This window comes from Shinella sp. Sh6 (genome assembly GCF_055392685.1).
In genome coordinates this window covers 210,922-234,335 of the sequence record NZ_AP044007.1, presented here as the reverse complement: position 1 = coordinate 234,335, position 23,414 = coordinate 210,922, and the positions used below count along the sequence as shown (strand labels likewise).

Genomic DNA, 23,414 nt, shown 5'->3' with positions numbered 1-23,414 from the left:
GGATTCTGCCATGTCCAATCACAGAAAATACACGCTGGGGCTCGCAACGCTCCTTGCCGCCGGCCTTTCCGCCGGGACCGCGCTTGCCGATTCCGCCGGCGCGACGCCTGCGCGCTCGGATACGGTCACGCAGAAGACGGGCGAGGATATCTACACCCATGTCTGCCAGGCCTGTCACATGCCGGAAGGCGAGGGGGCGGTCGGCGCGGGCAAGTATCCGCCGCTCGCCAAGAACGAGAACCTCGAATCCGCCGGCTACCCGATCTACATCATCCTGCACGGCCAGAAGGGCATGCCCCCCGTCGGCGAGATGATGTCGGACGAGCAGGTGGCGGCCGTCGTCAACTACGTGCGCACCCATTTCGGCAACGACTACAAGGATGAAGCGACGGCCGAGGACGTGAAGGACGCAAGATAGGAGCATCGACATGAAATTTCTGACCGGCGCTATCGTGTTCGGGACACTGGCGATGGCCGCGGCCGGCGCCTCGGCCGCGGAGGTGGTGCGCCACAAGATACCGGGCTCGGATTTCCCCATCGCCCAGGCGGTCGAGGTCCCGGCCGGCATGACGACGGTCTATGTCAGCGGGGCGCTCGCCTCCGTCGCCGACGAGAAGGCGCCGAAGGGTTCGGTGGAGGCCTATGGCGATACCAGGACGCAGACCGTCTCCGCGCTGCAATCGATCGAGAAGACGCTGGCCGGCATGGACCTCAAGATGAGCGACGTGGTGAAGATGCAGGTCTTCCTCGTCGGCGATCCCGGCAAGGACGGCAAGATGGACTTCAAGGGCTTCATGGAGGGCTATACGCAGTTCTTCGGCACGAAGGACCAGCCGAACCTTCCCGCGCGCTCCGTCTTCCAGGTCGCGGGGCTTGCCGGCCCCGGCTTCCTCGTGGAGATCGAGGTCATCGCCGCGCGCCCCTGAGAAGAGCGCGCTTCAGCCGAAGCGCTGAAGCGCCGCCGTGAAGACATCCGTATCGACATTGCCGCCGGAGGCGACGGCGATGACCGTGTCGCTCTCCAGCGCCTTGCCGTGGAAGAGCGCGGCGGCGAGCGCCACCGCCCCGCCGGGCTCGACGACGATCTTCAGCCGCTTGAAGGCGAGCGCCATGGCGCGAAGGGCTTCTTCGTCGAAGACGGCGATGCCCGCGCCGGCAAGCCGCGTCAGGATCGGGAAGGTGATTTTGCCCGGCTCCGGCGTGACGATGGCGTCGCAGATCGAGCCCGACAGCGCCGCGTTGCGCACGACCTCGCCGGCCGCCAGCGAGCGCGCCGTGTCGTCGAAGCCTTCCGGCTCGCAGGTGCGCAGCGTCAGGCTTGGTGCGCTGGCTTCGAGCGCGAGCGCAATGCCCGCGCTCAGCCCGCCGCCGCCGCAGGGCACCAGCACCTCCGCCGATTGGATGCCTTCCTCCTCCGCCTGTTCGGCAAGCTCCAGCCCGACCGTCCCCTGGCCGGCGATGACGAGGGCGTCGTCGAAGGGTTTGACGAGCGTGAGGCCCCGTTCCCCGGCGATCCGCGCGCCGATTGCGTCGCGGTCCTCCTTCGCGCGGTCGTAGAGGACGACCTCGGCGCCGAGGGCGCGGGTGTTCTCGATCTTCAGCCGGGGCGCATCGGACGGCATGACGATGACGGAGGGAACGTCGTGGCGAAGGGCCGCGAGCGCGACGCCCTGCGCATGGTTCCCCGAGGAGAAGGCGATCACGCCGCGTTTGCGGACCTCCGGCGCAAGGCCGGAGACGGCAGACCAGCCGCCGCGGAATTTGAACGAACCCGTATGCTGCAGGCATTCCGCCTTCACCAGCACCCGCCGCCCGGCCATCTCGTCGAGGAAGGGCGAGGACAGGAGCGGCGTGCGGCGCGCCTCGCCGCGCAGGCGGGCACGGGCGGCGACGATCATTTCGATGGAGGTCATGGGCGGACTTTCGGCTGGTGGGACGACCGATACATAAAAGGGCGCCCCATGCTTGGGAACGCCGATTCTTGTCACGGTGACAGCGGGCTAGCGGCGCCCGAAGGACAGGAGTTCGCGGGTATAAGCCTCGGCGGGGGCGCGGATCACCTCCTCCGTCCGGCCGAATTCGACGACGTCGCCGCGACGCATGACGAGGAGGGTGTCGGAGATATGCGCGACGACCTTCAGGTTGTGCGTGACGAAGAGCATCGACAGGCCTCGGCTCTCCTTGAGGTCGGCAAGGAGGTTGAGGATCTGCGCCTGCACGGAGACGTCGAGGGCGGAGGTCGGCTCGTCGAGGATCATCAGGCCGGGTTCGAGCGAGAGCGCGCGGGCGATGGCGACGCGCTGGGCCTGGCCGCCGGAAAGCTCGCGTGCGCGGCGGTCGAGGAAATCGGCCGGCAGGCCGCAATCGGCAAGAAGCCCGGCGATCTTCTCGCGCATCGCCGGCCCCTGCTTTTCGCCCTGCGCCAGCATGGGCTCGGCGACGATCTCGGCGATGGTGAGGCGCGGGCTCAGCGACAGGAACGGGTTCTGCGAGACGACGCCGATCTTCTGGCGCGCGCGGCGCAGCGCATCGCCCTTCAGTGCCAGCCAGTCCTCGCCGTCGAGACGGATCGCGCCGCTTTCGACCGGCAGCAGCCGCAGGATGGCGCGCAGCAGGCTGGTCTTGCCCGAGCCGCTTTCCCCGACGATGCCGAGCGTCTCGCCTTTGGCGAGGCGGAAGCTCGCGCCGTTGACGGCCGGCTTCGGCCGTGGGGCGAAGAGGCCGGCGCGGTAGCGGATGACGAGATTGTCGATGTCGAGCATCGGGGCTGCGCTCATGCCGCATCCTCCGGCAGGTGGCAGAGCCAGCGATGGGCGCCGCGCACGCGCTCCGGCGGCGGCAGGGCGGCGCAGACCGGCATGGCCTGCGGGCAGCGCGGGGCGAAGGCGCAGCCGGCAATCGTCGAGCGCGGCGGCGGAATGGAGCCCTCGATGGCGGCAAGCCGCGCGCCGTGCGGCGCGGCATCGGGAAGGGCGGCAAGAAGCGCGCGCGTATAGGGATGGCCGGGACGGTTCAGCACCGCCTCGACGGGGCCTGTCTCCACCGAGCGGCCGGCATAGAGCACCGTCGCCCGGTCGCAGGCCTCGGCGATCACGTCCATGTCGTGGGTGATCATCAGCACGGTAAGGCCGCGTTCCGCGACGAGCCGGCGCAGGAGCGCCAGCACCTGCGCGCCGACGGAGACGTCGAGCGCGGTGGTCGGCTCGTCGGCGATGAGGAAATCGGCGCCGGTCGCCAGCGCCTGCGCGATGACGACGCGCTGCTGCATGCCGCCGGAAAGCTGGTGCGGGTAGCTTTTCAGCACCCGTTCCGGGTCGGGAAGGCCGGTCGCGGCAAGGAGCGAGGCCGCCTCCGCGCGGCGCGCCTTGCGGGGAAGGTCGCGGTGGGCGCGGATCACGTCGTCCATCTGCCGGGCGATGGAGAGAACGGGGTTGAGCGCGGCGGCGGGGTCCTGCGAGATGAGGCCGATGCGCCGGCCGCGCAGGCTCTGTGCCTTCTCGCGCAGGTCCTCGCCGTCGAAATGGAAGCGCTCGGCGGCAATGCGCGCGCCCTTCGGCACGAGGCCGAGCACCGCCATGCCGGTCATGGTCTTGCCGCAGCCCGATTCGCCGATGACGCCGTGGATCTCGCCGCGCTCGATCTCGAGGCTGACCGAGCGCACGGCATGCACGTCGCCGTCCGGCGTCGGGATGGAGACGGAAAGGTCGCGGATATCAATGAGAGGCACGGGCGGCACCTCCCTTGCGCTCGCGCAGCGCGTCGCCCAGCACCGAGAAGGCGAGCGCCACGATGAAGATCGTCAGGCCGGGCATGGCCGAATACCACCAGCGCGCCGGGAAGAATTTGCGGCCCGCATCGACCATCTGGCCCCAGTCGGCGGTGGGCGGCAGCACGCCGAGGCCGAGGAAGGAGAGGGCGGCGGCCGTCAAAAGCGCCGGGCCGACGTCGAGCGCGGCCTGCACGGTGAGCGGCCGGCCCGTCGCCGGCAGGATGTGGCGCAGGATGATGCGCGGATGCGAGACGCCGGCAAGGCGGGCCGCCTCCACATAGGGCTGTCCGCGCAGCACCAGCACTTCCGCGCGGGCAAGGCGGGCATACCAGGGCCACCACGTCACGGCGACGGCGATGATGCTGTTGAGGAAGCCGGGGCCGAGCGCGGCGGCCATGAGCACGGCGAGCAGCAGGGCGGGAAAGGCGAGGAAGACGTCCGTGCCGCGCATCAGCGCCTCGTCCACCCATCCGCCGAAATAGCCGGCGGCAAGGCCGACCGGCAGGCCGATGAGCAGCGAGAAGGCGACGATGAGGACGCCGTTCGTCAGCGAGACGCGGGTGCCGTAGATGATGCGGCTGAGAATGTCGCGGCCGAGATGGTCCGTGCCGAGTAGGTAGTCCGCCGATGGCGGCCGGAGCTTGGCGATGACGTTCGGCGCGCCGGCGCCCTGCGCCGGATAGGGCGCGATCCACGGCGCGAAGACCGCGACGAGGACGAAGAGGACGACGATGCCGAGGGCGAGGGTGCCGGGCCAGCCGAGGCGGTGGACGAGTTTCGTCATGACAGCGCCACCCGCGGGTCGACCAGCGCCTGGGCGATGTCGATGATGAGGTTCATCGCGACATAGCAGATCGTCACCACCATGGTGACGGCGGCGATGACGGGGAAGTCCTTGGCGAGGATCGCCTCGGAGACGTAGCGGCCGAGGCCCGGCCAGGCGAAGATGATCTCCACCAGCACCGCACCGGTCAGCGCATAGGCGAAGGAAAGGCCGATCACCGTCAGCGCCGGGCCCATGGCGTTCGGCAGCGCGTGGCCGAAGAGGATGCGTGGCTCGGAAAGGCCGAGCGCGCGGGCGGCCACCACATGGCGGCGCTCGAGGATCTCGATCATCGCCGAGCGCGTCAGCCGCATGGCGACGCCGGCCGGATAGGAGGCGAGGGTGAGCGCCGGCAGGATGAGGTGCTTCACCGCGTCGACGAAGGCGTCCAGCCGCCCGGCAAGCAGCGCGTCGATCATGGCGAAGTTGGTGACGACGGGCAGGGGATCGGCGATCGAAATCTCGCGCGACAGGCGCCCGGAAAGCGGCAGGATGCCGAGCCATTGCGCGAAGACGAGCTGCAGCAGCATGGCGAGGAAGAAGGTCGGCATGGCGACGGCGGCGATGGAGCCGAGGCTGCCCAGCCTGTCCGGCCACCGCCCCTGCCGCGCGGCCGCGACGACGCCGAGCGGTATGCCGATGAGGAGCGCAAGGCCGGTGGAGAAGACCGCAAGCTCCAGCGTTGCGGGAAGATAGGCCCGCAGGTCCTCGGCGATCAGCCGGCGCGACTTGTAGGAGATGCCGAAATCGCCCGACGCCATGGCCCCGGCGAAGGTGGCGAAGCGCGCGGGCAGCGGCGCGTCGAGATTGAGTTCCTGCCGCGCCTTCTCGATCTGCTCGGCCGTCGGGCGCGGTCCGGCATAGAGGGCCGCCGGGTCCGAGGGAACCACCTGCGCCACGATGAAGACCAGAAAGGTCACGCCCACCACCACGAAGGCGGAGAGGATCATGCGGCGCAGAATGTAGCGGAGAAGTTCCATCAGCGGGCCGATCTTGGACAAGACAAGGATGCGCGGTCAGCGTGGAGAATACCCCCTTCTGGCCTGAAATCGCAGATGAAGGCCCTCTCTGCCTGCCGGCATCTCCCCCACAAGGGGGGAGAAGGGCTGGCAGCACGCTTTTCCCTCGATCCTTGAATGCCGAGAGTGCCGCGCGTTAAGCCCCTCCCCCTTGTGGGGAGGGGTTGGGGAGGGGGCTTCAGTCCATGGGCGACGCGGGACGCACCCCCATCCGGTCTCCCCCCTTGAGGGGGAGACGGCCGGCAGGCCAGAGGGGGGTGCGGGAGCGTCATCGGCGGTTACCGGCTCAGTTCGTTGACGAAGGCGACGTGGCCGTAGGCCGGGTTGTCGGCGTAGCCCTTCACGTCGGAGCGGACCACATGGATGTTGGGCTGGTCCAGCATGAAGATGGCCGCCGCATCCTCGATGATCGTGCGCTGCGCCTCGATGAAGAGGGCCTCGGCGCGGGCGCGGTCGGTGCCGGAGAGCTTGGCCGCCTCGTCGATCTTCGCATCGACCTCGGGGTTCGAATAGTAGCCGAGGTTGAAGTTGGGCTTCTCCTCGCTGTGGAACAGGTTGAAGAGATAGTCGTAGGGCGTCACGAAGGTCGGCCACCAGAACATGACGAAGATGTCCTGCGCGGCCTTGGGGTCGGACTTGCCGAGCTGCCACTGGGCTTCCCAGGCCATCGGCTGGAGCGTCAGCGTGATGCCGAGCGTTTCGAGGTTGGCCTTCCAGAGTTCGCCGGCGACGGCTTCGAGCGCCTGCGAGGTGGAATAGGTCATGGTGAGTTCGAGGCCCGGCTCGATGCCTTCCTCGGCGAGCAGCGCCTTGGCCGCCTCGAGGTCCGTCTTCGGGATCGGCGCGTCGGCGTCATGGCCCCAGATGCCGGCGGGCACGACGCCCTTGGCGCGCGTGCCGAAGCCGCTGGTGCCGGCGGCGATCACGTCGTCATAGGGGAAGGCGAGCGACAGCGCCTGGCGCACCTTCGGCTTGTCGAGCGGCGCGCGCTTGACGTTGTAGAGGCCGAACAGCGTCTCGAAGGAGGGATTGACCACGACGTTGAGGTCCGGATTGGATTTCAGCGCCTCCAGGTTCTCGTAAGGAAGGCTGTAGGTCCAGTCGGCCTGGCCGCTCTCGATCATGTTCTGGGCGAGCGTCGCATCCTCGACAATCTCGAACGAAACGGTCTGGAAGGCGCCTTCCGGCACCGTGCCCCAGTAGCCTTCCGCGCGTTCCAGCACGGCGCGCTGGCCGGGCTCGTAGCGCGAGATCCTGAACGGACCGGTGCCGGCGTCGTTGCCGGCGTTGAACCAGGCATTGTCCTTGTCGAGCGAGGAGGGGGCGTAGATCCAGGCGGCAAAGCCCGCCGAGGCGATGAGGTCGAGCGGCTGCGGCTCGGAGAGCGTGAAGACGACCTTCAGCGGCTCGGGCGTCTCGATGGAGGCGACCGGCCCCCAGATGAAGGAGGCGCCGCCGCCGATCTTGCGCGTGCGCTCGATGGAGCCCTTGACGGCTTCCGAGGTCAGCGGGCTGCCGTCGTGGAACTTCACGCCGTCGCGCAGGGTGAAGGTCCAGGTCTTGCCGTCCTCGCTCACCTCCCAGGAGGCGGCGAGCAGCGGTTCGATCTTCGCTTCGCTCGTCTCGGTCGCCGGGATATAGCGGGCAAGGCTCTCGTAGACATTGGCGAGCACCGCGCCGTCATTGGAGAAGGACGTCGCCGGGTCGAGGTCGGGGAAGCTGGTCGGGCAGGCGAGGGTGAAGATGCCGCTGCCTTGCGCCATGGCGAAATTCCAGCGTGCGGTGGTGGCCGCGAGCGCGGCGAGGGCAGTCGTCTTCAGGAAATTACGGCGGTTCATGTCGGTCTCCCTTGGAGGTTGGCTGGGGTCGGACGGTCAGGCGTCTTCTTCGTATTGCGGCACGGCGGGCGCGTCGGCGGAGACGCCCATCGGCACGAAGTCGAAATCGTAGCCGAAGGCCCGCGGGCCGACGGATTCGAGCGCGATCTCGCTGCGCAGCAGCACCGGCGCGGGCATGGAGAGCACGTCGATGCGCAGGCCGTAGCGCAGCTCCTCCGTGCCGATGGCGCGGCCGGTCTCCGAATCCACGATGCAGATGAGGTCCGGCACCATGGTGATGATCCTCTCGCCCTCGCGCGCGATGAGATATTCGTTCTGGATCTCGATGGCGATCGAGCGGCCGGCATCCTCGTCGAGGCCGGCGACGGTCAGCGTGCCGCGGTTGAAGCCGGCGGCGATGCGCCGGGCGATGTCGGTGACCTTGCCGCGCATCAGCCGGACGCCGCCGGACTGCTTCAGGATCGCCTCGACCGGGTCTTCCTTGGCGGCGCGTGCGTTCAGCACGGCGTTGCCGAGGCTCCAGGCCTGGCTCGTCGTGTGCGGCACGCCGAAGCGGCGCACGAAATCGCCGGACATGGGGGCCGTTGTCATCAGCGCCGTGCAGCCCATGGCGATGGTGCTGGCGCGCAGCAGCTTTTCCAGCATCTTCGGCGTCGTCGCCTCGGTGACGATCAGGACGTTGCCGTCGGCATCGGCGAGCGCTGCCGGCTGCACGGCCTGGCCGTGGATGAAGAAGGTCGTCATCTGCACTTCGGGGAAGGCGCGGCCCATGCCGTCTGCATCCACCACCGGCAGGTCGACCATGGCCGCCGTCAGCATCGGCGCGATGCCGTTGCCGCCGCCCACCTCGTCGCCGAGCAGGGCATCGACCTTGCGGCCCATGTGATGCTCGAGCGCCCGCATGAGGCGCACACCCTCGGCGCCCTCGGCGATCTTCTCGATGCCGACGGTCGGCGCGCCGATGCCGCCGATGCCGATGATCTGCGCGTCCGGGTCCATGTCGGCCGGGCGCACCATGCGGATGCGCTTGCCCTCGCGCAAAAGCGCCTTGGCGCGCAGCGAGCCATGATAGGTGCTGCCGCCGCCGCCGGTGCCGAGAATGCCGCAGCCGACGGCGATGCGGTCGATATCCGCTTCGGTGAGCGTCCAGTATTTCATGCCCTGAGTTCCCCGATGACCTTCGCCGCGACGCGCACGGCATTGCCGGGCAGGTAGGCGAGCGGCGTTTCCTCGATTTCGGCGAGCGTGACCGTCTCGGCCGCGGCGCCCGCCTCGACGGCGCGCGCGCGCGCCTCGGCGACGACGGATTCCAGCGCGATCTCGCGCGTCGTGCCTTCCAGCGAGACGACGCTGTCCACCTCGCCCGAGACCTGCGCGATGGCCGCGCCGATGGCGTTGGCCGAGCCGAAATGGTCCGGCTTCAGCGAGACGGTGGTGCCCTCCAGCAGCCCGTCGACGAGCACCGAGCCGCCGCCGACGAGGATGGCCGGGATCGGCTCCGCGCTCGGCTTCATGCGGTCCAGCACCGTCTCGATGCTGGCCTTCATCTGCGCCAGCATCTTTCGGGCGAATTCGGGCGTGATGTGGGAAAGGCGGGCGCGGTCGCCGAGGTCGACGAGGCCGGCAGCGACGGCGATGTCCGTCGCCGTCAGGGTATCGCCGCCGAAGCAAAGCGCCTTTTCCGGCAGGCGGAAGCCGACCGAATCCGGGCCGACCGTGGGCCTGTCGCCGGGGCGCACGATGCTGCCGCCGCCAAGGCCGAAGGAGTAGACGTCCGGCACGCGGAAGTTCGTCGGCACGCCGCCGATCATCGCGCCTTCGCTGCGCGTGCGCGGGAAGCCGGCGACCAGCATGCCGATATCGGTGGTCGTGCCGCCGATATCGATGACGGCCGCATCGGAAAGCCCGGTCAGGAAGGCGGCGCCCCGCATGGAGTTGGTCGGGCCGGAGGCGATGGTGAAGACCGGGTAGCGCTCGGCGAACTCGGCGGCCATCAGCGTGCCGTCGTTCTGCGTGAGGTAGAGCGGGCAGTCGAGGCCGAGCGCGGCGAAGGCCGAGCGGAAGGCGCCGACGGTCTCGCGGCCGAGCGTGTGGAGGCTGGCGTTGAGGATCGTCGCGCTCTCGCGCGGCAGGAGGCCCGTGCGGCCGATGCGGTGCGACAGGCTGATCGCTACGCCCGGCATTTCTTCCGCGACGATCTCGGCTGCCTCGTTCTCCATGCGCGGGTCGACCAGCGCGAAGACGGAGCAGATGGCGACGGCGGAGATGCCGCGCGCGTGCCAGTCGCGGCAGGCCGTGCGGATCGCATCGCCGTCGAGCGGGGCGATTTCCGAGCCGTCGTAGTTGACGCCGCCGCCGACCAGCGCCGCGCCGCCGTCCACGATGGGACGCAGCGTCTCCGGCCAGTCGATCATCGGCGGCAGCGAGCGGGTCGAGGCGCCGCACAGGCGCAGGATGCCGACCTTTTCGAGATGCCGGCCTTCGACGACGGCATTGAGGAAATGCGTGGTGCCGATCATGACGGCATCGACCGAGCCGGCGGCAACGCCCGCCTCGGCGAGCACGGTGCGGATGGCCGCAGCGACGCCCGAGGTCACGTCCGCCGTGGTCGAGGACTTCACCGTCGCCAGAACCTCCGTGCCGCGCAGCAGCGCCGCGTCCGTGTTGGTTCCGCCCACATCAACCCCGATGCGAAGCATGGGTCATCCTTTCTTCTTGCCGCCGAGGTCCGTGCCGCGGCTGATCGCGGTCGTCCTCGTGCCGAATACCTTGTAGAGCCTGAGGACCACCGAGCTCGTCACGCGCCTGACGCCGGGCAGCTTGCCCAGCTCCTGGTCGATGAATTCGAGAAGCGCCGCATGGTCGGCGACGAAGAGCGAGGCGCTGAGGTTCGCCGTGCCGCTGGTGGCGGCGAGATAGCCGATCTCCTCATACTCGCCGAGCTGGATGGCGACGTCCTCCAGCTTGCCCGGCTCGACCTCGATCAGAAGCTCCACCTGCACGTCGCGCCCGAGCGCCACGGGATCGGGAATGGCGCCGATCACGATCATCTTCGCCTGTAGCAGGCCTGCGATGCGGTTGCGGATCGTGCGTTCCGAGACGCTGCCGATCCGGCCGGCGATCTCGGCCGCCGAAAGGCGCCCGTCCTCCGACAGGTAGCGGATGATCTCGCGGTCCAGGTCGTCGACGATGTAGCGCTGGCTCATGCGGCGGTTCCATTTCAGCCTCAATGGAGCCAGTAAGTTTCCGAAACGGAATTATGTCAAGAATATTTCAGCCAGATCAGGCTAAAATTGTCAAGAATGTTCCGAAACATGGCCGGATCGGCAGATTGTTACCGAAACGGCAACATCGATGCGCGCCGAAAGGGGAGGGCGGAAGGTATACAAAGTTTGTCTGCCCCCATTGGTCCGGATGCTGTGTAAGGTTTTCCCAATCGAGCTGGAGGCTTGGCCGCGAAGGCCGCATGCCGGCTTCTTCATGCCCTTGGGGAAAACCATGGATCTGCAAAAGATCAAGACGCTTCTCGATTTCGTCGGGCGCTCGCACGTCTCGGAACTGACGGTCAGCGAGGCGGGCACGACGGTCGTCATCCGCAATCCCCCGCGCGAGGCGGCGACCAGTGCTCCCGCATCCGTCGCCGCTGAGCCGCAGGTGCCCGTCGCGGCAGCGGCGGCCGGCGAGGATGAGGCGGTGGAGGGCCGGATCGTGCGCTCGGCCATGTCCGGCGTCCTGCATTGTGCGCAGAGCCCCGGTGCCGCACCCCTGGTTGCGACCGGCGACCGGGTCGAGGCCGGGCAGGCGCTCTGCATTATCGAGGCGATGAAGGTCTTCACCACGGTGTCGACCCCCGTTGCCGGCGTGATCAAGCGCCTCTTCTTCGAGGACGGGCAGGAAGTCGGCTTCGGCGACCCGCTGGCGGAGATCGGCTGATGGCCTCGCCCTTCACCTCCGTGCTGATCGCCAATCGCGGCGAGATCGCCGTGCGCATCGAGCGCGCCTGCCTGGAACTCGGGCTGCGGCCGGTCCTCATCGCCTCCGAGGCAGACCGGGCCGGGCACCCATCGCCCGCCGCGGGCGGTCCGCTTTCCATCGGGCCTTCGGCGCCGGGGCGCAGCTACCTCAACCAGGCGGCGCTCCTGCTGGCGGCGCGCGTGACGGGCGCAGAGGCGGTGCATCCGGGCTACGGGTTCCTGTCGGAGAACGCCGATTTCGCCGAGGCGGTGGAGGAGGCGGGCCTCGTCTTCATCGGTCCGCCGGCATCCGCGATCCGCACCATGGGCGACAAGATCGCCGCCAAACGGGCGATGATGGCGGCGGGCGTGCCCTGCGTGCCGGGCCCGGGCGAGCCCCTGCCGGAAGACGCCGGGGCGGTGCGCGCCATCGCGGAGGAGATCGGCTACCCGGTCATCGTCAAGGCGGCCGGCGGTGGAGGCGGGCGCGGCATGCGCGTCGTGCGCGAGAGCGCCGAGGTGGCCGATGCCATCGCCATCACCCGCGAGGAGGCGCGCCGCGCCTTCGGCAAGCCGGAACTCTACATGGAGAAATTCCTGGAGCATCCGCGCCATGTGGAATTCCAGGTGCTTTGCGACAATCACGGCAATGCCGTCTGGGTCGGGCACCGCGACTGCTCCGTGCAGCGCCGCCACCAGAAGGTGGTGGAGGAGGCGCCCGCGCCCGGCATCGCGCCGGAGCTCGCCGAGCGGATCGGCGCGCGCTGCGCTGAGGCCTGCCGGCAGATCGGCTATCGCGGCGTCGGCACGTTCGAGTTCCTCTACGAGAACGGCGAGTTCTATTTCATAGAGATGAACACGCGCCTTCAGGTCGAGCACCCCGTCACGGAAATGACGGCCGGCGTCGACCTCGTGCACGAGCAGTTGCGCGTGGCGCAGGGGGAGGTGCTGGGGACGGGCCGCTTTGCCGGCACGGCGCAGGGCCATGCCTTCGAGTGCCGCATCAATGCGGAGGACCCCGCCACCTTCGTCGCCTCGCCGGGCCTCATCACCGACGTCCATTTTCCGGCAGGCCCGGGCATTCGCGTCGACAGCCATGTCTCGGCCGGATACCGCGTCTCGCCCTATTACGACTCGCTGATCGCCAAGCTGATCGTCCATGCCCCGACGCGGGGCGAAGCGATCGGCCGCATGCAGGTCGCGCTGGCGCAAACGCGCATCGAGGGCATCGCCACCAATCTTCCGCTGCACGAACGGATCTTCGCCGATCCCGATTTCGTGCGCGGCTGCGTCGACATCCATCATCTCGAAAAGCGTCTGAGGGAGGAACCCCGTGGCGAAGCGTGACCGCGCGACAGGCGGAGAGGCGATCGGCGATTTCTCCGATCCGGTCCTCATCTCCACGCTCACCGGCTGGCTGGAAGCCTCCGGCGCGCGCGAACTGGAAATCACCACCGCGGACGGCCGGGCGCTGAAGATCGTGCTCGCCGCCGGCCGGCCCGTCGCAAAACTGTCCGAAGCCGCACCGGAACAGCCGGCGGGCGGCCCCGAGGCCCATGCCGTCAAGGCGCCGCTTGCCGGCATCTTCCATGACAGGCATCCGGCCGCCGCCGGGCCGCTTGCCGAAGAGGGGCTTTCGCTCACGGCGGGCGCTCTTGCCGGCTTCGTCGAGGTCGGCCCCGTTCTCCTGCCGGTGCGGGCGAGGGAGGCGGGCGTGGTTGTCGAGGTCCGGGCCCGGGCCGGCGATCTCGTCGGCTACGGCGATACCATCCTGCTGACGGAGGCTGCCCGATGAGCGTCCTGCAAACGGCGGCCTTCCCGTCGCCCTCCGCCGTCGTTCCCGATACGGACGGGCTGGCGAAGATCTCCGCCATCGGCACGCGCGCCTTCCTCGTCGAGGCGCCCGGCGCCTTCGACCTGCCGAACCAGCGGCGCATCTGGGCGCTCTCCCATGCTCTGGAAGCGCGCGGGGAGATCGCCGAGATCGTCCCGGGCATGACGAACCTCCTGGTGATCCTGAAGGAGACGCCGGACGGGCCGGAGGGCATCACCCATCTGCTGCAGGAAGAGTGGCGCCGTGCGCAGGGCGTCGACCTTGCCGGCCGCGAGATCGAGATCGCCGTTACCTATGGCGGCGAGCACGCAAGCGACCTGCCGGCGCTCTGCGACCTGTCGGGCCTTTCCGACCGGGAGGTGGTGCGCATCCACCATGAAGGCACCTACCGGGTCTTCGCGCTCGGCAGCGCGCCGGGCTTCGGCTACCTGCACGGGCTCGATCCGCGCATCCACATGCCGCGCAAGACCGTGCCCTCGCTCAACATGGCGCGCGGCTGCGTGACCATCGGCGGCATGCAGACGGGCGTTGCCGTTCTGACGGGCCCGAACGGCTGGAATTCCATCGGCTTTGCCGAGCTGCAGATGTTCGACCCGCTCGCCGCCGCCCCGGCCGTGATGGCTCCCGGCGATACCGTGCGTTTCCGCCCCGAAAGGATCGAGCTGTGATCGAGATCGCCGCGACCGGCCCGCTGAACACCATCCAGGACCTCGGCCGCCCCGGCTACCGCAATGTCGGGGTGACGGGCTGCGGGGCGATGGACCCGCTGGCGCTCACCATCGGCAATATCCTCGTCGGCAACGGGCCGGAGGCCGCCGGCATCGAGGTGCAGACCTTCCCCTTCCGCCTGCGCTTTTCGGAGCGCTCGGCCTTCGCCGTCACCGGCGCGGACTGCCGGGCGAAGCTCGACGGCGTCGAGCTGCCGCCCTGGTGGGCCGCCGAGGCAGAGGCGGGGCAGGTGCTGGAGTTCTTCCCGCCGCTCAAGGATGCGCGCGCCTATGTCAGCCTTGCCGGCGGCGTGGATGTCGCCCCGGTCATGGGTTCGCGCAGCACCTCGCTGCGCGGCGGCTTCGGCGGGCTGGACGGGCGGGTGCTTGCGGCGGGCGACCGTCTTGCGACGGGTGCCGCCACCCCGCTCTTCCTGCCGAAGGACGGGTTCGGCGTCGTGCCGCCGGCAATCGCCCTGAAGGACGTCTTTTCCTCCGCCGACGGGGCGCTGGTCATCCGCGCCCTGCCGGCCGGCGAGCACGACCTGTTCGGTGCCGATGCCGAGCGTTTCTGGACCCAGCCGTGGAAGATTTCCGCGCGCAGCGACCGCACCGGCTATCGGCTGAGCGGCGATCCGATCCATCCGATGGAGACGGTGGAGATGCGCTCGCACGGCGTCGTGCCGGGCGTCGTGCAGGTGCCGCCGGCGGGCGAGCCCATCGTGCAGATGAGCGATGCCAACACGGCGGGCGGCTACCCCAAGATCGCCGGCGTCATCGAGGCCGATCTGTGGCGGCTCGGGCAGGCGCGCATCGGCTCGCTGCTGCGCTTCGTGCCGGCAACGCACGGCGAGGCCAAGGTCGTCGAGAAGGCGCTTGCCGCCTATGTCGAGGACGTGCGGCGCACCGCCCGGCTGGTCGCCGGGGCGCTTGCGGCCTTCGCGTAAGAAGAGGAGCGTTTCATGCAGGTGGATCTCAATTCCGACATGGGCGAGGGCTTCGGCCCCTACAGGCTCTGCGACGATGAGGCGATGATGGACGTCGTCACCTCCGCCAACATCGCCTGCGGCTTCCATGCCGGCGATCCCGACACGATGGTGCGCATGGTGCGCCTCGCCAGGGCAAGGGGCGTCGATATCGGCGCGCATCCCGGCCTGCCGGACCGGCAGGGCTTCGGCCGCCGCGAACTTCCCTTCGGGCCGGACGAGCTGCGCCAGCAGATGCTTTACCAGCTCGGCGCGCTGACGGCCATCGCCAAAGCCGAGGGTGCTATGGTCTCCCATCTCAGCTTCCATGCGGCCATGGGCAACATGGTCAACCGCGATCCGGCGCTCGCCGCGGCCATGATGGAGGCGATCCGCGCCGTCGATCCCGGCCTCATCGTCTTCGCCACGGCCGGCAGCGTCATCGAGCGCGCCGCCATCGAGGCCGGCCTGAAGACGCTGACGCTCTTCCTCGCCGACCGCGCCTATGACGCCAGGGGCGCGCTCGTGCCGCGCGGCCAGCCGGGCGCGCTCGTCAAGGACGAGGCCTCGGTGCGAGCCCGCGTGCGAAAATTCCTCCTCGACGGCACCGTGACCGCCATCGACGGCACCGTCATCCCCATGCGCGCCCGCTCCATCCTCGTGCACAGCGATACGCCCGGTTCGCTCGACCTCGCCCGCACCGTGCGCAGCGAGATCGAGGCGGCCGGCGGCGCGGTCACGCCCGTCTCGAAACTCCTGCGATGAATTTCCTCTCCGTTCCATCGAAAGCAACGACCATGCCCGCCATTGCCGACCGCCTGAAGAACGTCTCCGTCTCCGCCTCCGCCGCCATGACCCAGCGTGCCCGCGACCTTGCGGCCAAAGGCATCAGGGTCATCAGCCTTTCCTCCGGCGAGCCGGATTTCGCGACCCCCGCCAACGCCATCGAGGCGGCCCATGCCGCCGCCCTTGCCGGCGATACGAAATATCCGCCGCTCGACGGCACGCCGGCCCTGCGGCAGGCCATCTCCCGCAAATTCAAGCGCGACAACAATCTCGACTACGATCCCTCCGAGATCATCGTTGCCGGCGGCGGCAAGCAGATCATCTTCGATGCCGTGCTCGCCACCTGCAATCCGGGCGACGAGGTCGTCGTCCCCGCTCCATCCTGGATCAGCTATGCGGATATCGTGAAGTTCGCCGGCGCCGTGCCGGTGCCGGTCGCCTGCCCGCAGCAGAACGGCTTCAAGCTGAGGGCGGAAGACCTCGATGCGGCGATCACCCCGCGCACCAAATGGCTCTTCCTCAATTTCCCGAACAACCCGACGGGCGCGGCCTGCTCGCGCGCCGAGATGAAGGCCATCGCCGAGGTGATGCTGAAGCACCCGCATGTCTGGATCATGACCGACGACATGTACGAACACCTGATCTACGACGGCTTCGAATTCTGCACCATCGCCGAGGTGGAGCCGCGCCTGAAGGACCGGGTGCTGACCGTCAACGGCGCCTCCAAGGCCTATGCGATGACCGGCTGGCGCCTCGGCTTCTGCGGCGGGCCGAAGGACCTCGTCAAGGCGATCAGCAACGTCAACGGCCAGAACAGCGGCGGCACCTCGACCATCACCCAGGCCGCCGTCGCCGCCGTGCTCGACGGGCCGCAGGACCTCCTGAAGGAGCGGGCGGCGATCTACCGCAAGCGGCGCGACTTCGTCGTGGATCGGCTCGGCGAGATCGAGGGCATCCGCTGCCACAAGCCGGAAGGCGCCTTCTATGTCTTCCCGAACATCGCCGGGCTCATCGGCCGGACCAGCAGGGGCGGGCGGAAGATCGAGACCGACACGGATTTCGTCCTGGCGCTGCTCGACGAGCATCATGTCACGACCGTGCAGGGCGCGGCCTACGGCATGAGCCCGTTCTTCCGCATCTCCTATGCGACGAGCATGGAGCAGCTCGACGAGGCCTGCGGGCGCATCGCCGAATTCTGCGCGGGGCTGCGTTAACCCTCGCCCTTGAGGCGGGCGGTCAGTTCCATCAGGATCGACCGCACCGCCAGCGCCGGCTCGGAAAGCTCGCTCTGGTCGGAAACGCACAGCGACAGCGTCTCCTCGATGCGCGGCGTGACGACGCGCGAGACGATGGGTTCCGAGGTCTCCGCGACGATGCGCTCCGCGATGGCGCGGGGCATGATGGTCGCGCCGACGCCGCGGCTGACGGCCCGCCCGAGCGTGCGGACGATCTCGACCTCGGCCACGACGTTCAGCGAGAGCCGGCCGCGCGTGAAGGCGAGGTCGATGGCGCGGCGCACGAAATTGTAGGGCGGCGGCAGGAGGAGCGGCAGGTCGTTGAGAGCGCCGACCGGCAGCGGCGCATCGCCCGGCTCGATGCCGAAGTCCCGGTGGGCGACCAGGTGGAATTCTTCCGTGAAGACCGGCTCGAAGCGCACGCCCTTGATCGGCCCGGTGCCGTGGATCAACGCCATTTCCAGCCGGCCGTTCATGATCATCTGGCTATAGGTCTGGCCGACGCTTTCGGTGAGGTGGAGGAGGATGCCGGGATGACGCTTGCGCGTTTCGGTGAGAAGATCGACGGAAAGCGTCGCCGCGCTCGAAAAGGGTACGAGGCCGACCGAGACGCGCCCGACCAGCGTGGAGCCCGCGGCCGTCACGTCGGCCTGCGCCTGCTCCATCTGGCGCAGGATGATCTGGGCGTGGCGATAGACCGCCTTGCCCGCCTCCGTCATAGAGACGCCCTGCTGGCTGCGGATCAGGAGCTTCTGCCGGAAATGATCCTCCAGCGCGGCAAGCTGCTGGCTGAGCGCCGGCTGGGCGATGTGCAGCACGTCCGCGGCGCGGGTGATGCTGCCGGTATCGACGATGACGATGAAGGATTTGAGACGCCTGATATCCATATGCCCAGCCTGCCCTTTTTGAACGGCATGTTACAGGGCGGGCAGGCGGCGGCAACCCCATAAGGCATCCTTATCCATCCAGATTCAAACGGTCTTATCCAGAGCCGGAAACCTTCGCTACTCTCTCTTTCAACAACAGGGGAACCTCAATGTCCTTTTCCGATTACAGAACCGCCCTCGTGACGGGCGCATCCTCCGGGATCGGTGCTGCGGTCGTCGAGCGGCTTCGCCGCGAGGGCCTTGAAGTCCATGCCGTCGCCCGCAGCGCCGGGGCGCTCGACGCGCTTGCAAAGCGCACGGGCTGCATTGCCCACGCCATCGACGTCACCGACCGCGCCGCGCTCGCAAGGCTTTGCGGCGAGGTGGCGTTCGACATCCTTATCAACAATGCCGGCGTCGACCGGCCGAAGAAATTCCTGGAGGCGGAGGATGGCGACATCGACCTCCTCGTCGACGTCAACCTGCGCGCCGTCCTCCACCTCTGCCGGCTCGTCGTGCCCGGCATGGCGGCGCGCGACCGCGGCCATGTGATCAACATCACCTCGATCGCCGGCAACTACAATTTCGGCGGCAACTCCACCTACCACGCCACCAAGGCCGGCGTCGCCATGCTCTCCAACCAGCTGCGCATCGATACGTTCGGCAGGCGCGTGCGGGTGACGGAAGTCTGCCCCGGCCGGGTCGCGACCGACATCTTCAATCATGTCCACGGCGACGATCCGTCGATCCGCGAGCGCTTCATCGACGGCTTCGAGCTGCCGCAGGCCTCCGACATCGCCGATGCCATCGCATTTGCCATCGCCGCGCCCGTCGCCGTCAATATAGGTCACATGGAAATCACCCCGACGCTCCAGGTGATGGGCGGGCTCCAGACGGCCCGTCCGCAGGAGCGGCAGCCGTGAAGGGCTTCGACCTCACCGCCATCCTCGGCAATCCCGAATACATGGCCATGCTGGTCCACGGCATCGAGATGACCTTCGTCATCGCGATCTGCTCCTGGCTGCTGGCGATGAGCCTTGCGGTGCTCTTGCTCGCCATCCGCTTCTCGCCGGGGCGCATCGGCAATCCGGTCGTGGCGGCCTATGTCTCCTATCACCGCAACGTGCCGACCCTCGTGCAGTTGATGCTCTGGTATTTCGGCATCTACACGATCCTGCCCATGGGCGTTTCCGACTGGCTCTCGGCCCATTCGGCGGAGATGATCTTCGCCGTCCTCGGCCTCGGCCTCTGCCAGGCGGCCTATTTCAGCGAGGACCTGCGCTCGGGCCTCCGCTCCGTCAATCCGGGCCAGCTCGAGGCGGCGCGGGCGCTCGGCCACGGCTATATCTCGGCCATGCGCTTCGTGCTGGTGCCGCAGGGCGTGCGCAATGCGCTGCCGGCGCTCGTCAACCATTCCGTCTCGCTGTTCAAGAATTCGAGCCTTGCCATCGTCATCGGCGCGCCGGAGCTCAGCCATGCGATCAAGGAGATCGAGAACCTCTCCTTCCGCACCTTCGAGATCTATCTGGTCGGCACGGTGCTCTACCTCGTCTTCTCGCTGGTGATCATGGGCGCCGGCGCCTGGCTCACCTGGCGCGCCGATCCGGTGAACGGAGCGGGCCGATGATCCACGACATGATCGACATCGTCCGCGAATACTGGCTGCTGCTGCTCATCGGGCAATATCCGAACGGCCCGCTCGGCGGCCTCGCCAACACGCTGATCCTGTCGGCGCTCAGCATCGCGATCGCCTTTCCCTTCGCCATCCTGCTCGCCTTCGCGCGCCTTTCGAAATACCGGGCGCTGCGCTGGCCGGTGACGGTGCTGGTCTATGTGACGCGCGGCGTGCCGCTGCTCATGCTGGTGCTGTGGAGCTATTTCCTCGTGCCGCTTCTGACGGGCGCCGACGTGCCGAGCTTCTTCACCATGCTCGCCACCCTCGTCGTCTACCAGGGGGCGTTCCTCAGCGAGATCATCCGCGCCGGCATCGTGGCGCTCGGGCAGGGGCAGATGGATGCGGCACGGGCGCTCGGCCACGGCTGGTTCGGCGCCATGCGCTACGTCATCCTGCCGCAGGCGCTCTACAACATGATCCCGAGCATGCTGTCGACCTTCGTCGCGACCATCAAGGACACGACGCTCGGCTATGTCATCAACGTGCCGGACCTCACCTTCGCGGCGAGCCAGGTCAACAACCAGCTCCTCACCCAGCCCTTCCAGGTCTTCCTCATCCTGGCGCTCACCTACTACGTGATCTGCTGGTCGCTGACCGCGCTCACCAATGTCGTCGAACGGCGCATCACCCGCCGCCGTGCCGGCCTCCTCGCCCCGAAGCGCCCGCTTCCGGTTTCCCTGACACGCAACGCCACGGAGCAGCCATGACCGCTTCAGCATCCGCCCCCGCGCAGGATCAGACGATCCGGCTTGCCGACGTCCGCAAGAGCTATGGCGAATTCGCCGTCCTCAAGGGCATCGACGCCACGGTCTCGCGCGGCGAGGTCGTCGTCATCTGCGGCCCGTCGGGCTCCGGCAAGTCCACCCTCATCCGCACCGTCAACCGGCTGGAGGAGATCAACAGCGGCTCGATCTTCTTCGAGGGCCAGGACGTCCACGCCGCGATGAGCGGCCGGGAGCTGAACCGCCTGCGCAGCCGCATCGGCTTCGTCTTCCAGAGCTTCAACCTCTTCCCGCACCTGTCGGCAGTGGAGAACGTCGCCATGTCGCCGATCCGCGTGAAGGGCGTTCCGGCCGCCGAGGCGCACGAGAAGGCGCTGAAGCTGCTCGACCGGGTCGGCCTTCGCGAAAAGGCCAATTCCTATCCCGCCCAGCTTTCCGGCGGCCAGCAGCAGCGCGTGGCCATCGCCCGTGCGCTCGCCATGGAGCCGCCCGTCATGCTCTTCGACGAGCCGACCAGCGCGCTCGACCCGGAAATGGTCGGCGAGGTGCTGAGTGTTATGAAGTCCCTGGCCGCCGAGGGCATGACCATGATGTGCGTCACGCACGAAATGGGCTTTGCCCGCGATGTGGCGGACCGCATCTGGTTCATCGACGGCGGCGAGATCATCGAAACGGCGACGCCCGAGGAATTCTTCACGAACCCGAGGCATCCCCGCGCGCAGCGCTTCCTGTCGGACCTGCGCCACTAATACCAAGCAACGAAGGAGAACAGCCAATGAAGTGCCATCATCTCATCCTCGCGGCGAGCGTCGCCACCGTCGCCCTTGCCGGGCCGGCATGGGCCGACCAGCTCGACGACATCATCGCCAACAAGACGCTGCGCTGCGCGACCTTCGCGGACGTGCCGCCGTTCGCCGCGCCCGATCCGCAGACGCGTGAAATGGTCGGCTTCGACGTCGACCTGTGCGGCGCCATCGCCAACGCCCTCGGCGTCAAGGCGGAGATCAAGCCGGTGTCCGTCGAGGCCCGCGTGCCGGAGGTCAAGCTCGGCCGCGTCGACATCACCGTCGCCAACCTTGCCTATACGAAGAGCCGCGCCGAGCAGATCCAGTTCAGCGATCCCTACTATCTCGCCAAGGAAATGCTGATCGTGCCGGCCGACGATCCCGGCAAGTCGAAGGCCGATTATGTCGGCCAGCGCATCGCCTCCACCAAGGGCTCGACCTCGGAAATGTCGATCAAGCTCAACAAGTCCGAGCCGCTGACCTTCCAGGATACGGCCTCGGCCTATCTCGCCGCTCAGCAAGGCAAGGCGCGCGGCATGGTCGCCAACACGATGACGACGACCAAGCTGGTCAACGAATCCAAGACCCGCGGCCGCGAGATGCGGATGATCCCCGAGCCCATGCTGTTCCAGCCGATCGGCGTCGGCATGGCGAAGGACCAGCCGAAGCTGACGGCCAAGATCAACGAGGTGCTGCGCCAGCTCGACGAAAGCGGCGAGCTCAACAAGATCTGGGACAAGTGGCTCGGCCCGAACACCGAATACAACATGAGCCGCACCGACAAGGTCGTGCCGCTGTCGGAACTGAAGTTCGACGAAATCCCCTGAGCCCCGGGGCCGGGCGGCCCCTTTCCGCAATGGACCGAACACAAGAGCGGCGGGCGGCATGTCCGCCGCAACGATCACCCGTGGGAAAAATCATGACGCATATCAAGAAAATGTCCGTCCGCCCCTCCGCCGCCGAGGTCGAGGCGCTTGCCAAATTCTCGCCGGCGACCATCCATGAGGCGCAGGGCCGCCGCGGCGCGCTCTCCTCGCGCATCAAGCCGGTCGACTACCGCATGAAGCTGTGCGGCCCGGCCTTCACGGTGCGTTGCGCACCGCGCGACAACATCATGCTGCAGCTTGCGATCAATTATGCCGAGCCCGGCGACATCATCGTCGTCTCGGCCGGCGAATACGAGGAGGCCGGCTCCTTCGGCGACGTGCTCGCCAATGCCTGCCTTGCCAAGGGCATCGGCGGCCTCGTGACCGACAGCGGCGTGCGCGACACGATGCAGCTGCGCGAACTCGGCTTTCCCGTCTTCTCGCTCAGCGTCTCGATCAAGGGCACCGTCAAGGAGACGCTGACCTCCACCAACGACCCGATCGTCATCGGCGGCGAACTCGTCCATCCCGGCGACATCATCGTCGGCGATGCCGACGGCCTCGTCGTCGTGCGGCGGGAGGAAGCGCTCGAGGTGGCCGCGCTCTCGCAGGCCCGCGAGGATGCCGAAGCCGGCTACATCGCCGCCTACAAGGAGGGCAAGTCGGTCGTCGAGGTCAGCAAGCTCGAAGCCGTGCTGAAGGCCAAGGGCCTGACTGTCGAGGCATAGGCCACGGCGCGAAGGGTGCCGATATCCGATCGCTTTCCAAGGGGAGAGGCGTGCATTTCTGTATGGCCGCGAGGGACCCGGCCGTGCCAGAATGGCGCCAGCCAATCAGAGAGTGAAAGGATATTCCATGACAGGGCAGAAGGTCGCATTGATCACCGCGGGCGGCAGCGGCATGGGTGCGGCGGCCGCACGGCGGCTGGCGGCGGACGGCTTCAGGATCGCGGTCCTCTCCTCCTCCGGCAAGGGCGAGGCGCTGGCGGCCGAGACCGGCGGCTTCGGCGTCACCGGCTCCAACCAGTCCAACGACGACCTGAAGCGGCTCGTCGACGGCGCGCTCGACCGCTGGGGCCGCATCGACGTGCTGGTCAACAGCGCCGGGCACGGCCCGCGCAAGCCGATCCTCGACCTGACGGACGAGGACTGGCACATGGGCATCGAGGTCTATTTCCTCAATGCCGTGCGCCCGACGCGTCTCGTGACGCCGGTCATGCAGAAGCAGAAGTCCGGCGTCGTCATCAACATCTCGACCGCCTGGGCCTTCGAGCCGAGCTCGATGTTCCCGACCTCGGCCGTCGCGCGTGCGGGGCTTGCCGCCTTCACGAAGATCTTCGCGGATACCTATGCGGCCGACAATATCCGCATGAACAACGTGCTGCCGGGCTGGATCGACAGCCTGCCGGCGACGGAGGAACGGCGCGATGGCGTGCCGATGAAGCGCTACGGCACGAGCGAGGAGATCGCCGCGACCGTCTCGTTCCTTGCGTCCGACGGCGCCGCCTACATCACGGGGCAGAACATCCGCGTCGACGGCGGGATAACCCGCGCGATCTGATGCCGGACGAC

The 23,414-nt window shown here is 68.1% G+C and carries 26 protein-coding genes; 16 read left to right on the top strand and 10 right to left on the bottom strand.

Annotated features, from left to right (window positions below):
* The first annotated feature begins 10 nt into the window (after positions 1–10).
* Complete coding sequence (locus tag ACZ5TO_RS23285; protein ID WP_464801044.1) at positions 11–418, top strand: c-type cytochrome; 408 nt, start codon at positions 11–13, stop codon at positions 416–418.
* Positions 419–428: 10 nt separating this feature from the next.
* A complete protein-coding gene (locus tag ACZ5TO_RS23280) occupies positions 429–926 on the top strand; it encodes a RidA family protein (protein ID WP_464801043.1) in 498 nt (165 codons plus the stop codon).
* A 12-nt stretch (positions 927–938) separates the two neighbouring features.
* Here the strand turns inward: ACZ5TO_RS23280 and ACZ5TO_RS23275 are convergent, their stop codons facing one another.
* The 9 genes from ACZ5TO_RS23275 to ACZ5TO_RS23235 form a co-directional block, all read right to left on the bottom strand.
* Positions 939–1,913 carry a threonine ammonia-lyase gene (locus tag ACZ5TO_RS23275; protein WP_464801042.1) on the bottom strand — a complete coding sequence of 325 codons (975 nt, stop codon included), beginning with the start codon at positions 1,911–1,913 and terminating at the stop codon, positions 939–941.
* An 87-nt stretch (positions 1,914–2,000) separates the two neighbouring features.
* On the bottom strand, positions 2,001–2,777 hold the full coding sequence (locus tag ACZ5TO_RS23270) for an ABC transporter ATP-binding protein (RefSeq protein WP_464801041.1): 777 nt from the start codon (positions 2,775–2,777) through the stop codon (positions 2,001–2,003).
* Positions 2,774–3,727: an ABC transporter ATP-binding protein gene (locus ACZ5TO_RS23265; protein WP_464801040.1), complete on the bottom strand. Its 954-nt coding sequence runs from the start codon at positions 3,725–3,727 to the stop codon at positions 2,774–2,776. The genes ACZ5TO_RS23270 and ACZ5TO_RS23265 overlap by 4 nt, the downstream gene beginning before the upstream one ends.
* Positions 3,714–4,553: an ABC transporter permease gene (locus ACZ5TO_RS23260; protein WP_464801039.1), complete on the bottom strand. Its 840-nt coding sequence runs from the start codon at positions 4,551–4,553 to the stop codon at positions 3,714–3,716. Before ACZ5TO_RS23260 ends, ACZ5TO_RS23265 begins: the two co-directional genes overlap by 14 nt.
* Entirely contained in the window at positions 4,550–5,572 is a 1,023-nt protein-coding gene (locus ACZ5TO_RS23255; protein ID WP_464801038.1) for an ABC transporter permease, read from the bottom strand. The genes ACZ5TO_RS23260 and ACZ5TO_RS23255 overlap by 4 nt, the downstream gene beginning before the upstream one ends.
* A 317-nt stretch (positions 5,573–5,889) precedes the next feature.
* A complete protein-coding gene (locus ACZ5TO_RS23250; RefSeq protein ID WP_464801037.1) occupies positions 5,890–7,449 on the bottom strand; it encodes an ABC transporter substrate-binding protein in 1,560 nt (519 codons plus the stop codon).
* A gap of 36 nt (positions 7,450–7,485) precedes the next feature.
* Complete coding sequence (locus ACZ5TO_RS23245) at positions 7,486–8,607, bottom strand: DUF917 domain-containing protein (protein ID WP_184142503.1); 1,122 nt, start codon at positions 8,605–8,607, stop codon at positions 7,486–7,488.
* Positions 8,604–10,148 carry a hydantoinase/oxoprolinase N-terminal domain-containing protein gene (locus tag ACZ5TO_RS23240; protein ID WP_464801036.1) on the bottom strand — a complete coding sequence of 515 codons (1,545 nt, stop codon included), beginning with the start codon at positions 10,146–10,148 and terminating at the stop codon, positions 8,604–8,606. Before ACZ5TO_RS23240 ends, ACZ5TO_RS23245 begins: the two co-directional genes overlap by 4 nt.
* 3 nt (positions 10,149–10,151) lie before the next feature.
* Entirely contained in the window at positions 10,152–10,655 is a 504-nt protein-coding gene (locus tag ACZ5TO_RS23235; protein ID WP_464801035.1) for an Lrp/AsnC family transcriptional regulator, read from the bottom strand.
* Positions 10,656–10,947: 292 nt separating this feature from the next.
* Here ACZ5TO_RS23235 and ACZ5TO_RS23230 point away from each other — a divergent pair, with 292 nt between their 5' ends.
* From ACZ5TO_RS23230 to ACZ5TO_RS23200, 7 genes are read left to right on the top strand one after another with little or no spacing between them, the layout of a single operon-like run.
* Positions 10,948–11,382 carry an acetyl-CoA carboxylase biotin carboxyl carrier protein gene (locus ACZ5TO_RS23230; protein WP_464801034.1) on the top strand — a complete coding sequence of 145 codons (435 nt, stop codon included), beginning with the start codon at positions 10,948–10,950 and terminating at the stop codon, positions 11,380–11,382.
* On the top strand, positions 11,382–12,749 hold the full coding sequence (locus ACZ5TO_RS23225; protein WP_464801033.1) for an acetyl-CoA carboxylase biotin carboxylase subunit: 1,368 nt from the start codon (positions 11,382–11,384) through the stop codon (positions 12,747–12,749). Before ACZ5TO_RS23230 ends, ACZ5TO_RS23225 begins: the two co-directional genes overlap by 1 nt.
* The gene (locus tag ACZ5TO_RS23220; protein WP_464801032.1) at positions 12,736–13,197 is read left to right on the top strand and encodes an acetyl-CoA carboxylase biotin carboxyl carrier protein; all 462 of its coding nucleotides are present in this window, start codon (positions 12,736–12,738) and stop codon (positions 13,195–13,197) included. The genes ACZ5TO_RS23225 and ACZ5TO_RS23220 overlap by 14 nt, the downstream gene beginning before the upstream one ends.
* Entirely contained in the window at positions 13,194–13,904 is a 711-nt protein-coding gene (gene pxpB / locus ACZ5TO_RS23215) for a 5-oxoprolinase subunit PxpB (RefSeq protein ID WP_464801031.1), read from the top strand. The genes ACZ5TO_RS23220 and pxpB overlap by 4 nt, the downstream gene beginning before the upstream one ends.
* On the top strand, positions 13,901–14,890 hold the full coding sequence (locus ACZ5TO_RS23210) for a 5-oxoprolinase subunit C family protein (RefSeq protein ID WP_464801030.1): 990 nt from the start codon (positions 13,901–13,903) through the stop codon (positions 14,888–14,890). Before pxpB ends, ACZ5TO_RS23210 begins: the two co-directional genes overlap by 4 nt.
* A 15-nt stretch (positions 14,891–14,905) precedes the next feature.
* Positions 14,906–15,673, top strand: coding sequence for a LamB/YcsF family protein (locus tag ACZ5TO_RS23205; protein ID WP_464801029.1), 768 nt, complete (start codon positions 14,906–14,908; stop codon positions 15,671–15,673).
* Between the two features lie 32 nt (positions 15,674–15,705).
* Positions 15,706–16,908 (top strand): pyridoxal phosphate-dependent aminotransferase, encoded by a 1,203-nt coding sequence (locus ACZ5TO_RS23200; protein WP_464801028.1) that lies wholly within the window; start codon positions 15,706–15,708, stop codon positions 16,906–16,908.
* Here the strand turns inward: ACZ5TO_RS23200 and nac are convergent.
* A complete protein-coding gene (gene nac / locus ACZ5TO_RS23195; protein WP_464801027.1) occupies positions 16,905–17,816 on the bottom strand; it encodes a nitrogen assimilation transcriptional regulator NAC in 912 nt (303 codons plus the stop codon). The genes ACZ5TO_RS23200 and nac overlap by 4 nt on opposite strands.
* A 149-nt stretch (positions 17,817–17,965) precedes the next feature.
* On the opposite strand from nac, the gene ACZ5TO_RS23190 reads away from it, so the two are divergent.
* The 7 genes from ACZ5TO_RS23190 (at position 17,966) to ACZ5TO_RS23160 (ending at position 23,403) form a co-directional block, all read left to right on the top strand.
* Entirely contained in the window at positions 17,966–18,718 is a 753-nt protein-coding gene (locus tag ACZ5TO_RS23190) for an SDR family oxidoreductase (RefSeq protein ID WP_464801026.1), read from the top strand.
* On the top strand, positions 18,715–19,422 hold the full coding sequence (locus ACZ5TO_RS23185) for an amino acid ABC transporter permease (RefSeq protein ID WP_464801025.1): 708 nt from the start codon (positions 18,715–18,717) through the stop codon (positions 19,420–19,422). The genes ACZ5TO_RS23190 and ACZ5TO_RS23185 overlap by 4 nt, the downstream gene beginning before the upstream one ends.
* A complete protein-coding gene (locus ACZ5TO_RS23180) occupies positions 19,419–20,177 on the top strand; it encodes an amino acid ABC transporter permease (RefSeq protein ID WP_184142456.1) in 759 nt (252 codons plus the stop codon). Before ACZ5TO_RS23185 ends, ACZ5TO_RS23180 begins: the two co-directional genes overlap by 4 nt.
* Positions 20,174–20,941: an amino acid ABC transporter ATP-binding protein gene (locus tag ACZ5TO_RS23175; protein ID WP_464801024.1), complete on the top strand. Its 768-nt coding sequence runs from the start codon at positions 20,174–20,176 to the stop codon at positions 20,939–20,941. Before ACZ5TO_RS23180 ends, ACZ5TO_RS23175 begins: the two co-directional genes overlap by 4 nt.
* A 26-nt stretch (positions 20,942–20,967) precedes the next feature.
* Positions 20,968–21,804 carry an ABC transporter substrate-binding protein gene (locus ACZ5TO_RS23170; RefSeq protein WP_184142450.1) on the top strand — a complete coding sequence of 279 codons (837 nt, stop codon included), beginning with the start codon at positions 20,968–20,970 and terminating at the stop codon, positions 21,802–21,804.
* A 92-nt stretch (positions 21,805–21,896) separates the two neighbouring features.
* Positions 21,897–22,571 carry a 4-carboxy-4-hydroxy-2-oxoadipate aldolase/oxaloacetate decarboxylase gene (locus ACZ5TO_RS23165; RefSeq protein WP_464801023.1) on the top strand — a complete coding sequence of 225 codons (675 nt, stop codon included), beginning with the start codon at positions 21,897–21,899 and terminating at the stop codon, positions 22,569–22,571.
* A gap of 127 nt (positions 22,572–22,698) precedes the next feature.
* Positions 22,699–23,403, top strand: coding sequence for an SDR family oxidoreductase (locus tag ACZ5TO_RS23160; RefSeq protein WP_184142443.1), 705 nt, complete (start codon positions 22,699–22,701; stop codon positions 23,401–23,403).
* The last annotated feature ends 11 nt before the right edge of the window (positions 23,404–23,414 follow it).